The sequence below is a fragment of the Cysteiniphilum sp. 19S12-1 genome (assembly GCF_052030685.1).
In the GTDB taxonomy this organism is placed as follows: Bacteria; Pseudomonadota; Gammaproteobacteria; order Francisellales; family Francisellaceae; genus Caedibacter.
The window spans coordinates 78,565-94,636 of the sequence record NZ_JBQAJM010000002.1 but is presented as its reverse complement, the minus strand read 5'-3'; the positions used below and the strand labels follow the sequence as shown (position 1 = coordinate 94,636).

Annotated in this window: 18 protein-coding genes and 1 pseudogene; 16 read left to right on the top strand and 3 right to left on the bottom strand. The window is 39.8% G+C overall.

The window, feature by feature from the left end; all coding sequences use genetic code 11:
• Positions 1-3 precede the first annotated feature (3 nt).
• Entirely contained in the window at positions 4-327 is a 324-nt protein-coding gene (gene rpsJ / locus ACTS4L_RS01170) for a 30S ribosomal protein S10 (RefSeq protein ID WP_225630079.1), read from the top strand.
• Positions 328-421: 94 nt separating this feature from the next.
• Here rpsJ and ACTS4L_RS01165 read toward each other — a convergent pair whose 3' ends face one another.
• Positions 422-1,060 carry an outer membrane protein gene (locus ACTS4L_RS01165; protein ID WP_440616160.1) on the bottom strand — a complete coding sequence of 213 codons (639 nt, stop codon included), beginning with the start codon at positions 1,058-1,060 and terminating at the stop codon, positions 422-424.
• 148 nt (positions 1,061-1,208) lie between these two features.
• Between ACTS4L_RS01165 and serC the strand changes: the two genes are divergently transcribed.
• Complete coding sequence (serC, locus tag ACTS4L_RS01160) at positions 1,209-2,267, top strand: 3-phosphoserine/phosphohydroxythreonine transaminase (protein WP_440616158.1); 1,059 nt, start codon at positions 1,209-1,211, stop codon at positions 2,265-2,267.
• On the opposite strand, the gene ACTS4L_RS01155 is transcribed toward serC, so the two are convergent.
• Together ACTS4L_RS01155 and ACTS4L_RS01150 are read right to left on the bottom strand one after the other, a co-directional pair.
• Positions 2,248-2,550: a nucleotidyltransferase domain-containing protein gene (locus ACTS4L_RS01155; protein ID WP_440616157.1), complete on the bottom strand. Its 303-nt coding sequence runs from the start codon at positions 2,548-2,550 to the stop codon at positions 2,248-2,250. The genes serC and ACTS4L_RS01155 overlap by 20 nt on opposite strands.
• 1 nt (position 2,551) lies before the next feature.
• The gene (locus ACTS4L_RS01150) at positions 2,552-2,971 is read right to left on the bottom strand and encodes a nucleotidyltransferase substrate binding protein (RefSeq protein WP_440616156.1); all 420 of its coding nucleotides are present in this window, start codon (positions 2,969-2,971) and stop codon (positions 2,552-2,554) included.
• Positions 2,972-3,122: 151 nt separating this feature from the next.
• On the opposite strand from ACTS4L_RS01150, the pseudogene cmk reads away from it, so the two are divergent.
• From cmk to dcd, 14 genes and pseudogenes are all read left to right on the top strand, one after another.
• A pseudogene (cmk, locus tag ACTS4L_RS01145) lies at positions 3,123-3,791 on the top strand ((d)CMP kinase); the annotation flags it as partial.
• Between the two features lie 15 nt (positions 3,792-3,806).
• A complete protein-coding gene (locus ACTS4L_RS01140; RefSeq protein ID WP_440616211.1) occupies positions 3,807-4,817 on the top strand; it encodes an AGE family epimerase/isomerase in 1,011 nt (336 codons plus the stop codon).
• Between the two features lie 16 nt (positions 4,818-4,833).
• Positions 4,834-5,403 (top strand): YqiA/YcfP family alpha/beta fold hydrolase, encoded by a 570-nt coding sequence (locus ACTS4L_RS01135; protein WP_440616155.1) that lies wholly within the window; start codon positions 4,834-4,836, stop codon positions 5,401-5,403.
• 4 nt (positions 5,404-5,407) lie between these two features.
• Complete coding sequence (locus ACTS4L_RS01130; RefSeq protein ID WP_440616154.1) at positions 5,408-6,601, top strand: beta-ketoacyl-ACP synthase; 1,194 nt, start codon at positions 5,408-5,410, stop codon at positions 6,599-6,601.
• A complete protein-coding gene (locus ACTS4L_RS01125) occupies positions 6,573-7,064 on the top strand; it encodes an ApeP family dehydratase (protein ID WP_440651618.1) in 492 nt (163 codons plus the stop codon). Before ACTS4L_RS01130 ends, ACTS4L_RS01125 begins: the two co-directional genes overlap by 29 nt.
• Positions 7,061-7,789: a 3-oxoacyl-ACP reductase FabG gene (gene fabG, locus ACTS4L_RS01120; protein WP_440616152.1), complete on the top strand. Its 729-nt coding sequence runs from the start codon at positions 7,061-7,063 to the stop codon at positions 7,787-7,789. The genes ACTS4L_RS01125 and fabG overlap by 4 nt, the downstream gene beginning before the upstream one ends.
• Positions 7,786-9,024 carry a beta-ketoacyl-ACP synthase gene (locus ACTS4L_RS01115; RefSeq protein ID WP_440616151.1) on the top strand — a complete coding sequence of 413 codons (1,239 nt, stop codon included), beginning with the start codon at positions 7,786-7,788 and terminating at the stop codon, positions 9,022-9,024. Before fabG ends, ACTS4L_RS01115 begins: the two co-directional genes overlap by 4 nt.
• Positions 9,017-9,802 (top strand): diaminopimelate epimerase, encoded by a 786-nt coding sequence (gene dapF / locus ACTS4L_RS01110; protein WP_440616150.1) that lies wholly within the window; start codon positions 9,017-9,019, stop codon positions 9,800-9,802. Before ACTS4L_RS01115 ends, dapF begins: the two co-directional genes overlap by 8 nt.
• A complete protein-coding gene (locus tag ACTS4L_RS01105; protein ID WP_440616148.1) occupies positions 9,802-10,914 on the top strand; it encodes a hypothetical protein in 1,113 nt (370 codons plus the stop codon). The genes dapF and ACTS4L_RS01105 overlap by 1 nt, the downstream gene beginning before the upstream one ends.
• Before the next feature lie 274 nt (positions 10,915-11,188).
• Positions 11,189-11,824, top strand: coding sequence for a hypothetical protein (locus tag ACTS4L_RS01100; RefSeq protein ID WP_440616147.1), 636 nt, complete (start codon positions 11,189-11,191; stop codon positions 11,822-11,824).
• 292 nt (positions 11,825-12,116) lie between these two features.
• Positions 12,117-12,380, top strand: a complete 264-nt coding sequence (locus ACTS4L_RS01095) for a phosphatase domain-containing protein (protein WP_440616208.1) — start codon at positions 12,117-12,119, stop codon at positions 12,378-12,380.
• 103 nt (positions 12,381-12,483) lie between these two features.
• Entirely contained in the window at positions 12,484-14,256 is a 1,773-nt protein-coding gene (argS, locus tag ACTS4L_RS01090; RefSeq protein WP_440616146.1) for an arginine--tRNA ligase, read from the top strand.
• A 58-nt stretch (positions 14,257-14,314) separates the two neighbouring features.
• Entirely contained in the window at positions 14,315-15,436 is a 1,122-nt protein-coding gene (apbC, locus tag ACTS4L_RS01085; RefSeq protein WP_440616144.1) for an iron-sulfur cluster carrier protein ApbC, read from the top strand.
• Positions 15,437-15,446: 10 nt separating this feature from the next.
• The gene (dcd, locus tag ACTS4L_RS01080; RefSeq protein ID WP_440616143.1) at positions 15,447-16,013 is read left to right on the top strand and encodes a dCTP deaminase; all 567 of its coding nucleotides are present in this window, start codon (positions 15,447-15,449) and stop codon (positions 16,011-16,013) included.
• The last annotated feature ends 59 nt before the right edge of the window (positions 16,014-16,072 follow it).

Here is a 16,072-nt window from a genome sequence, read left to right as displayed (position 1 = left end):
AAAATGGCAACAAATATTAGTAACCAACGCATTCGCATCCGCTTGAAGGCGTTTGACCATAAATTAATAGATCTTTCAACAAAAGAGATCGTTGAAACAGCGAAAAGAACGGGCGCACAAGTAAAAGGTCCTATACCTTTACCAGTACGCAAAGAGCGTTTCACTGTGTTGATTTCTCCACACGTTAACAAAGATGCGCGTGATCAATATGAGATCAGAACGCATAAGCGCTTAATCGATATCGTTGAGCCAACTGAAAAAACAGTTGATGCCTTGATGAAGCTTGATCTTGCCGCTGGTGTTGATGTGCAAATTAGCCTAAGCTAAGACTATTATTTAAGCCGCTTTTAAATAGTGGCAATTGTATAAAAGCGACCATGAGTCGTTTTTTTTTATCCTAAGGTATTTTAATAGGGCGTGATTACATCGGTAATGTATAACTAATATATGCACTTAAGCTAGCGCTAGCTGCCACTTTAACATCATTATTGTGGAAAGAATCAGTGCTACGAATTTTGGCGGTTGACCCAAATAAATAACTAAATTGTCCACCAATATTAATCCCGTTTTGGAATTTATAACCCGCACCAACAACAATGGTTGGTAGGAATTCAGCGTTACTTCTGTCAATATTAGGTTTGAAATAGGCGCCCATGTCGGTGATATCTTGATGGACGTACGTCGCGCCACCTTTAATAAAAATATTAACACCATTAGTGAATGTATATTTACCAGCGACAAGAAGCGGAATATACCATTGATTGAGCATTGATTTGTCTGAGCCATCGGCTTTGAGTGATGCTAGATCATAGCCATAACCAAAGCCAGATTCCAAGCCTATGCTAATCTGTTGGTTTAAAGCAAGATCATAGCCGATCATGACACTGCTGATTGGTCCGCCTTCTGTTTTGGTGGTATTGCTGGGGATGCCACTTGAGTCATAGCTTGCAGTCGACGCAGCACCTGCTGTGGCGCCAATTACAAGACCTGTTTCGGCACCTTGAGCAAAAACGGATGTGGATAATAGGCATAATGCCGTGAAGCTTAATATTTTTTTCATAGATGCTCTCCTATCATTAATCATCGCAAGAAGTATATCCCTAAAACCATTGCAAAATGAATAGGGGGTGGCGTTAAAAATAAACACTGCAAAATGACGGATGAGTGGTATATAATTTTTCGTAGCTTCAATTCAAAGAGTTTTTAGAATGTATCAACTGAATTTTTGTGCAGGTCCCGCAAGCTTGCCTGAGCATATTTATCAAGCACTTAGCCAAATGGTTTTAAATTATCAAGACACTGGACTATCACTATTATCATTGTCACATCGTGATCAATTGTTTGCGGATATTAATAAGAAAATTAAGCAGCATTTGCATAGTCTTCTGGCGTTACCTGAAACTTATGAAATACTGCTAATGCCAGCAGGCGCCAGTGCGCAGTTTGCTGCTGTCCCCATGAACCTTAAACAAATTGGCAGGGCGCTATATTTTAATAGTGGATATTGGGCAAATGCGGCGATTAAAGAGGCGAAGAAATTTATTGACGTTGATGCTATTGAGGGTGTCGATATTGCAGTTGATCATATTCCAGCGTCTTATGATTATGTGCATTATACTGAAAATGAAACAATTGATGGTGTGATATGGCAAAAGGCTCCTCACGTTAACTTACCATTAGTCTGTGATATGTCCTCAAGCTTTTTATCAAAGCCCATCGATGTCGCAAAATATGATGTGATTTATGCCGGAGCTCAGAAAAACATTGGCTTGCCAGGGGTAACGGTTGTTTTGATTAAAAAAGCCTTGATTGAACGCAGCAAAGAAAAATCAATTCCTGCCGTATTAAGCTATCAAGCAATGCAGCAGGCGGATTCTTTATATAATACACCGGACATGTTTGCTTGGGCTGCAATGGAACTGGTACTTGCTGACTTGATCAAGCAAGGTGGATTAGAGGTTATCGCTCAGAAGAATGCTCGCAAAGCCGAGCTGCTTTATGAAGTAATTGATCAATCAAAGTTTTTTAGCAACAACATACCATTTCACAACCGCTCACCAATGAATGTGGTATTTCAGCTGCCAAACGAAGAATTAACGGCTCAATTTCTAAGCTTTGCTGATATCCAAGGTGTTTATGGTATTGCAGGGCATCGAAGTGTTGGAGGTGTGCGTGTGAGTCTATATAATTCAATTGAACTTAGTGCTGTAGAGCAGTTGGTTTCAGTGATGAAAGCGTTTGAAAATCTCAACGCGAAAATAAGGTAATCCCATTGCGATCAATGTGGGATTTAAGCGCTGGATTGTTTAATTGTGCATAAATCGATAGATCAAACAAATAAGGCAAGAAAAGCGCATCAATAGCTTCTTCGAGTTGGAATAAATCCTTTACTGTTAGATCATCACCAATAAGTGTCAGGTCAATATCAGAACCCGTGTGGTAGTTTCCTTTAGCGCGTGAACCATACAAAATAGCTTTTGTAATTTTTGGCTGCTGACTTATCGCGTGGGTAATCGCAGCAAACGTTTTATCTGTTAATCCGTAGGGCATATTACAACTCTTTTGTCGCTAAATTTTGTAATGTCTCAGCTAGTTGCGTGAAGCAGTTAATATATTCGTTTAAGATCAATGTGGCAATTTCTTCGACCGTGCTTTCATCATAAGTGTGAGAGGTCAAATTGCGACTTTGAATCATTTGCATCCAAATATCACCATTGTCAATTAAGCCATTGGCAAATGCTTGCCTTGTTGCATCTTTTGATCCGAAAATATCTTCGGTATTACCGCGGTGTTTAAGAAAATCTTTTAATGTTTTCCATGCAAGCTCATGAGTGTATTCAAACCCTTGAATGAGTCCTTGTTTTTCAAGTAATGACAAAGGTCTTTGATGTGCTAGAGTGACGGCACTTTGTAATTGCGAGAGTGCTTTTTGATAGTTGTCAAAGCGTTGCAGCCAGCGAATATCTGTCATTATCATCATCCTAGTTAAGTTGAAAACGAGCATAAAAGCTATTATAGATTGGTTTCTAAAACAATAGATAGTAGAATTGGGCAAAGACTTGTGTGTATACCGTTCGTAAATCATTTTGCGGGCGATATATAGTGTTTAGGATTTATTTTAGATGTCAAATAAAGTTGAAATTATTACCATTGATGGCCCAAGTGGCGTCGGCAAGGGGACATTATCGCGCCTGTTAGCGCAAAAGCTTGATTATGCACTTTTAGATAGTGGTGCCATTTACCGATTGGCAGCACTTTATGTGCTTGATCATGGGACTGATATAAGCAATGAACAATTATTATATGATGAACTCAGCCAACTGGATATTCACTTCACCGTTGAGGGCAATCAAACAAAAGCCTTTCTTGATGGCGAGGATGTCACTACACGTATTCGCCAAGAGCAAACGGGGATGATGGCGTCAAAGATAGCCAAGATTGCCATAGTGCGCGATGCATTGTTGTCTTGTCAGCAGAGCTTTGCACAAGGCGTTAAAGGTTTGGTTGCCGATGGACGCGATATGGGGACGGTGGTTTTCCCTAAAGCGAAACACAAGTTTTTCTTAGAAGCGGGCAGTCAAATTCGTGCGCAAAGGCGCTATGATGAGCTTATTGCTAAAGGTCAAAAAGCCGACTTCACAGAGATATTAACGCAACTTGAAGCACGTGATCATCAAGATCGCAATCGTGAAGTAGCACCACTAAAACCTGCTGAAGATGCATTGATTATTGATACTGGCTTATTGGATATTGATGGGGTTTTTGCCAAGGTTTATGCAGCAATCAAGCTTAGAAATAATGAGCATATGACAGCTGCTATTGGCGCCTATTATCAGTTGTTGACAAAAGCGATTGATCAGTTGGGTTATGCGCCAGAGTTTTTAAATGCACCACAAAAGATAGGTCAAGCCAATACACGCTTATTGTGTCAAACGAGGAGTTTATTCTTTTTATTGACCTATGGTGAATTAACCAATACACATAAAGCCAATGCATATGCCTATAAACTATATCAAGTCATGAAGTCGCAATATTTCGATGAGCAGAAGAAAGTCTGGATTAAGACGCAAAGCTCAAAAGATGACAATGATTTATATGAATATGCTTTTGTGCTATTTGCTTTATCAAGACTGTATGGCACGTTTAAAGAAAGCGTAATTAGAGCGGATATTGAACATGTCAATAAGCTAATCACTGAAAAGTTTATTGTAAATGATTTTAAAGCGCTCAAAGACGATAATGGGGTGATTGGGCAAAATGCTTTAATGCACTTATTCGAGGCGTATCTAAATGCGTATTGCCACACCCAAGATAGTACTTTCAAAACCCAAGCTGAAGCGCTATATCGTCAGATTATTACACTGTTTTTTGATAATGAAAAACATTTAATGCGTGAATACTCTAAAGAAGCTAAATCAGCACTATTTGAGCCAGGACATAGTTTTGAGTGGAGTAGTTTGAGTGTCGAGGCAAAAGCGTTAAAAATCAATCTTGATGTAATGGATGATCATGCTCGATTGTATCAGGCAGCAGCTAACGTTGGTATTAATGATCATGGGGTTGTGAAACCTAACTTAAGTAGTGAAGTCAAAGAAATGCAATATCGTATTTGGCCAATGTTGGAGTATATGCGTTATTTGGCAATGACAGCAAACTATGAAGTATTAGATCATGCGTTAAGTATTTTTTCAAAGACATTTCTTAAGCATGACTTACCGATTGAATATGTTGATCATGCAGGTGTTGCAGGCTTTGATGATGTCAAATCAACAACAGGTTATCATTTGGTCAACTGTTGGCAATATATGTTGCGATAAAAAGGACGGTGGATGTATGACAAATAATTATTTTCTTTACTTACATGGCTTTCAAGGCTCACCTAATTCGCCAAAAGCGCAAAAGCTTAAAACTTGGCTTGGTGAGCAATTTCCAGAGGCATCGATCGATGCCCCTGAGTTACCCATGCAAACAAAAGCCGCACTGGATCTGATTCATAAGTTGTTAGATAACGCCTCTGCTGATCATAAGATTATTATTGGTAGTTCATTGGGGGGGTATATGGCACATTTGTTAAAGCAAACGCGTGATGATGTTAATAAAGTCATTTTGATCAATCCGGCAGCTCGCCTAGATTTGATTGCGCAACTGCCTGCTTATGCACATGTGCATGATGAAGCAATGGCGTTAGTTAATGCGATGCCAAAAAAATTAATGGCATTACAAGATTATTTGCTGCTATTACAGAAGGATGATCAATCAACACCTGCTGATTTGGCACTTGAGGTATTTAAAGGCGCGCACATTGATATCAAATCCGGTCAAGGGCATGCTTATAGTGATATAGACGTTAGTTTTGATGACATCCGACGGTTTCTAGCAATGCATTCAACGATGTGCGATTAACAATATGCCAGAGACTATTTATATTAATGATTTTGCGGTATTAAACGCACTTGGCAATAACAAGCAAGAAGTTGCTAAAGCACTGTTGGCGAATGCTTCACCATTGACGCCATATAATAAGCTTTTTAGTGGGCGGCAAACTTATGTTGGCAAAGTGAGCTGTCAATTAGAGGCATTACCTAGTAAGTATCAGTCAATTGATTGCCATAATAACCGCATGTTGTATAAGGCGTTTCAAGAGATAAAGCCTGCTTATGATCTGCTAGCAAAAACAACGGATCAACATAGGATAGCTGTTATTTTGGGCACAAGTACTTCGGGTATTTTAGAGGGTGAGCAGTCATTTACGCATTATATGCAAACAGGGGAAATGCTTGCCAATTTTCACTACCATCAGCAAGAATTTGGCACAATGGCAGAGTTTGTTGCTAAGCTTGCTGAGGCTAATGGTCCTTGTTATGTGATCTCAACAGCATGCTCTTCAAGTGGTAAAGCTTTTCTTTCGGCAAAGCGTCTAATCAATTCAGGGTTATGTGATATTTGTATTGTTGGTGGAGCGGATAGCTTGTCAGAGTTACCAATTAATGGTTTTGATGCATTAGATTCAGTGACAAAAAGCATTTGCCAGCCCTTTGGACACGACCGTGATGGGATTAATATCGGTGAGGGAGCTGCATTATTTGTTTTAAGTAAAACACCAGCAGATTTAGCACTTTTAGGCGGTGGAGAAACCTCTGATGCTTATCATATTACCTCACCCGATCCAGAAGGTGTAGGGGCAAAACAGGCAATGCTAAATGCACTAAAAGATGCCCATCTTAAGCCAGAGGATATTGCCTATGTCAATGCGCATGGCACGGCAACACCGAAGAATGATCAGATGGAGAGTAAAGCCATTTTTGAGGTATTTGCTAATAACGTTTTATGTGGTTCGACCAAGCCGTTGACCGGGCATACATTGGGGGCTGCAAGTGCCACCGAGTTAGCGCTTTGTGCACTATTGTTATCAGAAGAGTACAACCCAAATCGTACGTTGCCTGCACAAGTCAGCACGACTGAATTTGATAGCGCATTACCAGAAATTCAATTGACGAATGAACAGAGTGTTTGGCAAAAACCTTATTTTTTAAGTAATTCATTTGCATTTGGTGGTAATAATGTCAGCTTAATTGTCGCTAGAGCTAACAAAGGAGGCTAAGTTTGTGATGTATGACTTAACTGAAATTATCCCACAATCACCCCCTATGCAGTTGATTGACTCGTTACAAGAGGTTAATGAAGAAAAATCTGTTTGCCTTGCCACAATTACCCCGGAGCATATTTTTTATGACGATGAAATTAATGGTGTGTATGCTTGGGCGGGCATTGAGATGATGGCGCAAGCTTCGGCTGCATTAGCTTATTTTCAAGGAGATGAAAGTGATCACGCGCCAAGACGTGGATTTATGATTAGTGTGCGTAATTTCAAAACGACACGCGCAAACTTTGATGAAGGGGATCTATTGACGATTATTGCTCACAAAGAGTTTATAAATGATCCATTAGGGGTGTTTAGGTGTGAGATTCATCAACAAGATCAATGTGTTGCACAAGCAAAGTTCAGCGCCTATCAGCCAAGTGATCAAGCGTTTACAGAAATCATTCAGGGGAAAGTATTTTGAATAAAAGAGCATTAGTAACGGGAGCAAGCAAAGGTATTGGGCAAGGGGCTGCGATTATGTTGGCACAGTTTGGCTTTGAGGTTGTGGTGCATTATCACAGCGATGTTGAAGGCGCTAATCAAACAAAGCGTTTTATTGAAGAAAATGGTGGCAAGGCATCGCTAATTCAATTTGACCTACAAGATAGAGTGGCGTGTCACGAAAAGTTAAACACTGAAATTGCGCAAAATGGTGCATTTTATGCAGTTGTTAATAATGCAGGAATTTGTCAAGATGTGCCGTTTCCAGCAATGGAAGGTGAGATGTGGGATCGCGTTATTCAAACCAATTTAGATGGCTTTTATAATGTATTAAAGCCGTGTGTGATGCCGATGATTCAGCTAAGAAAAGGCGGGCGCATTGTCACATTAGCCTCTGTTTCAGGCGTTGCAGGCAATAAAGGGCAAGTCAATTACAGTGCAGCAAAATCAGGTATTATTGGCGCGACAAAAGCCTTGGCACTGGAGCTTGCCAAACGTAAAATCACCGTTAATTGTGTAGCACCTGGCTTAATTGAAACCGATATGATTAAAAACTTAGAGTATAAAGATGAGATTGAAAAACATATTCCGATGCGCCGAGCAGGTAAGGTTGAAGAGGTGGCTTCGGTGATTAATTTCTTATGCTCCGATGCTGCAAGTTATATCACGCGTCAAGTAATCTCAGTCAACGGTGGCTTGATATGAATAAGCGTGTTGTGATTACCGGCATGGCAGGTATTACTGCTTTAGGCAATGATTGGCATACGATTAAAGCATCATTGCTTCAAGGCAAAACAGCGACAAAGAAGATTGAAGCATGGCAAGAAATCAACGGATTACATACCAACTTAGGCGCACCAATTACTGATTTTGAAATGCCGACCCATTATACGCGCAAACAAACCCGCTCGATGGGACGTGTTGCCCAATTAGCAACGGTTGCCAGTGAGAATGCATTAAAAGATGCGGGCATTCTTGATCAAAAAGCATTGCTTGAAAATGGTGATGTTGGCATTGCTTTTGGATCATGCTCAGGAAGCACGCAAGCTTTGTGTGATCTGATTAAGATTGAGACTGAGAAAACCGTGCAAAACGTTAGTGCCACGACCTATGTCAAATCAATGAGTCATACCTGTGCGGTTAATGTTGCCCTTATCTTTGGCTTAACAGGACGTGTGATCCCGACATCAAGTGCATGCACGTCAAGTTCACAAGCCATTGGTTATGCGTATGAGTCGATTAAACATGGTTATCAAAAGGTGATGTTGGCAGGAGGTGCCGAAGAGTTATGTCCTAGTCAAGTGACGATTTTTGATACTTTATTTGCCACAAGTCAACAAAATGATAAGCCGCATATGACACCCAGACCTTTCGATCAAGCACGTGATGGTTTAGTCATTGGTGAAGGCGCATGTACATTAATCTTAGAGGAATATGAGCACGCTAAGGCGCGAGGTGCCAAGATTTATGCTGAGGTTATCGGTTTTGGCACAAATTGTGACGCAAGACACATCACTCAACCGACAGCACAAAAAATGGTTGAAGCCTTGAAGCTTGCCATGGCAGATGCTAACGTCAATGCCAATGATATCGGTTATATTTGCGCGCATGGTACGGCAACTGATCGCGGTGATATTGCTGAAAGTGAGGCGACTTTTACCTTGTTTGGCAACAAAACGCCGGTAAGTTCACTTAAGGGTAACTTTGGTCATACATTAGGTGCTTGTGGCGCGCTTGAGTCATGGTTGTCGATTATGATGATGAAGGAAGGTGAATTTATGCCAACGGCAAATTTGCAAAAGGTCGATGGGGCTTGCGCTGAGCTTAACTACATCATTGGCAATCCAAAAAAGCTTAAAACAAACATTGTTATGAGTAATAATTTTGCCTTTGGTGGTATTAATACCTCGTTGATTTTTAAGGATTATCACAGTGAATAAGCCTTTGATGTTTAATAAAATGTGTGCGTTAGGCAATGATTTTGTTGTCATTGATGAGCGCAAAAAACCACGTAATTGGCAAGCGCGACAAGTGCAGCAAATCTGTCATCGGCGTTTTGGTGTCGGTGCCGATCAGCTATTGTTGATTAGAAAATCTGGCAAAGCCGATGCCAGTATGCATATTTATAACCAAGATGGCTCTAAAGCTAAGCAATGTGGTAATGGCTTGCGTGCAGTGGCAAGTTTACTGCTTGCGGAAAAAGCAAGCGAAGAAGTAAATATTGAGGTCGGAGGTTATGTTCATCGTTGTCGCTTGGTTGCGCATGATTGGATTGAGGTGGCTTTTCCTTTACCTGTAGTCAATGAGAGCCAAAAAAAACTGATGGGTGATTCGGGCTTTGATCACGCACTAGAGGTTGATGTGGGGAATCCGCATTTGGTATTGTTTCGCTCACAGCATACTGAGTTAACAGATTTTGATGATCTTGGTAGAGTGTTGCAAACGCAATACGCTGGCGGTATTAATGTGCATGCATTAAAACGCCTATCCAAAGATCGCATCTATTTAGATCATTGGGAGCGTGGCACGGGAATAACACCTTCTTGTGGTAGTGGTAGTATTGCTAGTGTTTATGCTGGTGTGTCCTTAGGTCTCTTAAAGTCTAAAGTGGTCGTGGAAAATGCCATAAGTAATTTAACGGTTGAATGCACACCAGAAGAAGTACGATTAAGCGGTGTGGTTAGATCGATTTTTAATGGTCAAATAGAAGTAGCGTAATGATAAATATAAGAGAAATCCCCTTAAGAACAACGATCTCAGGCTTAACACATAGCATTAGTGTGATTGAATATAAGCACCCTAAGCCCAAGGCGAATATCTATATGCAGGCGGCACTACATGCTGCTGAGAGCAATGGCATTGCCTTGATTTATTTATTGCGTGAGTATCTAGAGACACACGACTTCCCATACAATGTGACATTGGTGCCGTTTGCCAATCCTTTTGCAATGGATATTAAAATTGGTGAGTATACCTATGGACGTTTTGATGCTAAAACGGGTGAGAATTGGAATCGTGGATTTAAAAACTTGCTTACGGCACATGCGGGTTTAACGAAGATTGATCTTGAGGACTTTGTTGATAAACATAAAGACCATGGCTTTAATGTGCTATGTCAGCAATTTTTAGAGTTGCTTAAAACACGTTTAGCCGTTAGTTTGCAAAATGACACAGCACCCCATGAAAAGCTTGCAAATATCCTGCATGATTTGGCATTAGCTGCTGATTTTAGCTTTGATTTACATTGTGATTCAATCTCAGTGCCATATATTTATGCGCCGAGTTATTTGCATTCAGCGCGCTTAAAACACTTTAATAGTAATGCATTTATTTTGACGCCAAATGAGCCTAGTGGTTGCTTTAACCAAGCAATTTTTTACCCTTGGTGGCAATTAACTGAGTGTTGGAATCGTATAACAGGAGATAGTAAAACACCGCCAAAGCATGCGTTTACGTATGAAATGGGCAGTAAGGAAAGCTTTGACTTAAAGAATGCAAAGCACTTATTAGCGGGGATCCTTGATTATATTAATAATCCAGTAGATGTGAAAAATACCAGTAAAAAATATGCTTGCTATGAGCAGGACTTCTCACGTGTCAGAGCACCAATTGGTGGTATGGTGGATTATCAGGATAATTTATTGGGTTCACTACAAAAGCCGAATACACCATTGGCAACGATTTATGATAAAAATAGTATTCTAGGTGTTAACAAGTCGCAGGTTTTAAGTGTGCTACATGAGGCTTTATTGTTAACGCGCACTTCCTCGGCAAGCGTGCATGAAGGGGATGAAGTGTTAAAAGTGATGGCGAATTGTTTTAATATTTAAGTGTTTGAAACTTATGCCATAGCATATCAACCACCCAAAACATCCTGTTAGTGCCGCAAGGGTATGTCGCTTAGCGGTGAATGATCAACATAAAGGGTAAGCTGTACATTGCTAAGAGCGACTTACCCTACAGATTATTTTCCTAACTCGCAATAAGTTGTATCAGGTGGAGTTTGATAAAGTTGGAAGTTCCGTAGAACCAACATTTAAATTATATTGGTAATATATAAAATAAAATCTAACGTAATCAACTTAATGTTAGAGGAAATGATATATGATTGTGAGTGATTTAATTGACGGCAGAGTGACGCTAGCTGGACTTAAACCAGAAACATTAGAAATGTTAAGATATTTATCTAATGTCCATAACCAAATGACCAATAATAGTTGGGGTGTTCCCACCGCTTTTGAAGCATTAAATAGATTTTTAGAAAACGTACATTCAGATGCGGAAAGGCGTTTTTATTTAAATACATTTTGTGCTTTTCATGATACTTGGGATGTGTCAAGTAGTGAATTGCTAAAGTTAATAGCTAACAATTTTTGTATGCTATTGAAAGACTCGAATATCCTTCCAGAAATATTCTATAGTGGTGAAGAGATAATTCAGTTTCTGACGCATAATTCTATTGATGAAAATCAGGCAGAGGCACTTTACTCATATATTTGGTCATCAGACGCCATTGTGTCGGAAGATGGCAAGCAAACCTTCAAAGAAATATTTGAATACTTCAAGAGCTTACCAGATACATCATATAGTGAAGTGTTTTTAGACACCTTCAAGATGATATGTTTTAAGGAGGTTCCACGAAGTGAGTCAGATAATAACAGTTTCAATGTGGATGAATACTTTGATTTCAGTCATGGTGATCTAGAATATAATAGGGAGGGGGGGGCATGCACTTTCTAATAATAGCAGTTTTACGGTTGATTCAGACTTTACTTTCCACGAGCCAAGCGTTAGTGTTTTAAAACATGATAGCAAGGAAGTAGCTAAGCCTTTGTATACTTCTAATAACCTGTATCAGAAATCAGAGCATGAAATTCAGCAAAGTAAAAAGCGTATGACCAATGAAATAAAGTCGTGTAATAACTTTGGAACATCACACCCTGAGCTCACGCCCCAAGAGTTTGAGAAGAGGTTCAAATATGGCGTGCAGACACGATCACAAGTAAAGCAAACGCCTTGATCTTAAGTTGACATCTTTCTCGAGCCGCCTGTAGAGCTCGCCATTTTCAGCAAAACTGAGCAATGGCTAATATGGCATGAGATTCCATTTGATCGCTTGATTATGCGTAAAGGGAAAGATAATCGTAAAGATGCAATTATTAAGAAAGAGATTCTGGGTTTATTGCGACAAGAAGGCAAAGAAATTTTATTTGCAGTGGATGATCGACAGCAAGTGGTTGATATGTGGCGTGAAAATGGTATTACCTGTTTGCAGTGTGATATTGGTGATTTTTAATTTGACTCAATTCATAAGCAAATGACATACAAGAAAATCTGTAAAACAAATGGTTATCGGTATATAATCAGGCTTTCAAAATTATCATAATGAGTTTTAGATAATGACAGCTACGGCGAATCACACTGCTATTTTAGAGAATTACTTAACTGATTTATTTGTACAAGCCTTTGATGTTTTAGGTTTTGATAGTCGTTTTGCCAAAGTGCAATTATCAGCGCGTCCTGAACTTGGGCAGTTTCAATGTAATGGCGCCATGCCTTTGGCTAAAATTCTTAAAAAAGCACCAATTCAAATTGCTGATGATATTGTCACTCAAATGCAGAATGATAAGGTGTTTAGTGATGTTAAAGCGGTGATGCCAGGATTTATTAATATCACCTTAAATGATGATTTCTTGGCGAGTTGGTCAAACAGCATGCTTGAAGATCCACGTCTAGGTTGTCCTAAAACCACTCATCCATTAAAAGTGATGATGGATTTTGGTGGTCCTAATGTCGCTAAACCTTTGCATGTTGGGCATATTCGCTCACCGCTGATTGGTGATTGTTTACAGCGTGTTTATCGCTTTTATGGTGATGACGTGTTAAGTGATGTGCATTTAGGGGATTGGGGCACGCAAATGGGTATGTTGATCGAGGAGATTCGCAAAATGCATCCTGATTTGCCGTATTTTGATGAGCAGTATACTGGAGAATATCCTAAAGAATCGCCAGTGACGGTGGATGAATTATCTGAAATTTATCCACGGGCTTCAGGACGTTGCAAAGAAGATGCTAATGAGATGGAAAAAGCACGTTTAGCAACGGCTGAGCTACAAAAAGGGCGTCGTGGCTATCGTGCGCTGTGGCAACACTTCGTTGATGTATCGATTGCTGAGCTTAAAAAAGATTATGGCGACCTTGGAATTTATTTTGATTTATGGAAAGGCGAGAGTGATGTCCAACCAATCATTGATCAAATGGTTGCTGATTGCTTAAAGCAAAAAGTTGCTGAAAACAGTCAAGGTGCGATTATTATTCCTGTCGCTAAAAATGAAGATGACAAAACGCCACCATTGATTTTGGTGAAGTCCGATGGCGCGGTAATGTATGGCACAACGGATTTGGCAACGATTTTAGAGCGCGTTGAAGACTATCAGGCACAAAAGATTATCTATGTGGTTGATAAGCGTCAAAGCCTGCATTTTAAACAGGTATTCGCAGCAGCTAAGAAATCAAGTATTGCCCCAGAAACTGAGCTTGTACATATTGGCTTTGGGACGTTAAATGGCAAAGATGGTAAGCCATTTAAGACGCGCTCAGGAGGGGTGATGCGTTTAAGTACTTTAATTGATGAAGCGAAATCACGTGCCAGTTTGCGTGAGCAAGAGAGCTTAACTGAAGTCGAGAAAGCGGATATTATTGAGAAAGTGGCATTGGCTACGGTTAAGTTTGCTGATTTATCGAATGTTTATACGTCGGATTATGTTTTTGATCTGGATAAATTCTCGCAGTATGAGGGCAAAACGGGCCCTTACTTATTATATTCAGCAGTGCGTATTAAGTCTATTTTGCGTAAGCTTGGACGCAGTTTAGAGGATGCCAGTGCCAAGATTGGCAAGGCAAGTAATGATGCTGAGCGTAATTTACAGTTGAAATTAACCGAATTGCCGCAAGTCTTGCAAAAAACATATGATAAATGTGAGCCACATCATTTATGTGAATATGCGTATCAAGTTGCCGTGCAGTTTAATAAGTTCTATGCGGAATCACCAATTGCTAATGAAGATAATCATGCATTAAAAGAGGCAAGAATTGCCTTGTGTCAGTTAACTTTGAAGCAATTAATTTTTGTTTTGGGACTACTCGGGATAGAAGTGCCTGAAAGAATGTAGACTATAAAACATCTTAAGGTTAGACTGTTTAAATCTTTGGAGTCATCAATTTATACTTATGTTAAAACAAAGTCTACAAGCTTATAGTCAGACAATTTTAGATCTTCCAGCCAAGGATTTTCTGCGTGATTTGCAAGTCATTGAACAAGATGGTGTTGCCACTATTCAACTACGCCTTGGTTTTTATCTTAATGCGACACAAATTGATCATATCATTTCGCAATTAAGTGATTATTTATATGCTCAAAATATCACGCAAGCCTTTGAATTTAGTGTGCGATGCGATGTCAATACACATAAAGTACAACCTAGTTTAAAGCCAATTAAAGGTATTAAAAATATTATTGCGATTGCCTCAGGTAAAGGTGGAGTGGGTAAGTCCACGACAACAGCAAATCTAGCGATCTCATTGCAGAAAATGGGTGCCAATGTTGGCATCTTAGATGCGGACATTTATGGACCAAGTCAACCGTTAATTATGGGCAGCTTTGATAATCCCAAAACCAATGATAAAAAGAAAATCGAGCCACTGTTACGTCATGGCGTTAAGATGATCTCAGTGGGTAATTTAATCGATCAAGATTCAGCAATTATTTGGCGCGGTCCTATGGTATCAGGTGCTTTAATGCAACTGCTAAATGATACTAACTGGGGCGAGCTTGATTATTTGTTGATTGATTTACCTCCAGGAACCGGTGATATTCAATTAACGATGACGAAGAAGATCCCATTAACCGCAGCAATCACAGTAACGACACCGCAAGATTTATCTTTAATTGATGCCAAGCGTGCCATTGCGATGTTTAACAAGCTCGATATTCATGTAGCAGGTATTATTGAGAATATGAGTGTACACATTTGCCAAAATTGCGGTGCCGAGTCAGCGATCTTTGGCGCGCATGGTGCGGAGTCGTTAGCGTCACAGTTTGATTTGCCATTTTTAGGTGCCTTGCCATTGGATATGTCCATTAGAGAAGATGCTGATAAGGGCAAGCCAACGGCGATAAAAGATAATCCAATTGCCGGAATTTATGACCGGATTGCGTTAAAGCTTGCCGCTAACATTGCCACATTGCCAAAAGCAATGATGATCAATATGCCGGGCGTTAAAGTTGAGTTTAGTGACAATAGTAAAAGCGATACAAATAATAAAAATAATGAAAATAATGAAAATAAGTAAGGAGTAAAAAGTGTCCATTAAATCAGATAAGTGGATTAAAAAAATGGCGATGGAGCAGGAAATGATTGCGCCATTTGAAGCTGGACAAGTGCGTCATAATGAAGAAGGCAAGATCGTATCATTTGGTACATCAAGCTATGGCTATGATGTCAGATGTGCTAATGAATTTAAGATCTTTACCAATATCAACTCAACAATTGTTGATCCGAAAGACTTTGATCATAATAATTTTATTGATTTTGTCGGTGATGTTTGTATTATCCCACCGAATTCCTTTGCTTTAGCACGCACGGTTGAGTACTTTAAAATTCCGCGTGATACATTGGTTGTATGTCTAGGTAAATCAACCTACGCGCGTTGTGGTATTATTGTCAATGTCACACCTTTAGAACCTGAGTGGGAAGGGCATGTCACACTTGAATTTTCGAATACCACACCATTGCCTGCTAAGATTTATGCCAATGAAGGGATCGCACAGATGCTGTTTTATCAATCTGATGAAGTATGCGAGACATCTTACAAAGATCGCGGTGGCAAATACCAAGGGCAGAGAGGTGTCACGCTGCCGCGCACATAAATAACCAAAGGATAGTTATCGACAGCGCCTATATTTTGCGCTAGAATGCGCGGTTGAAA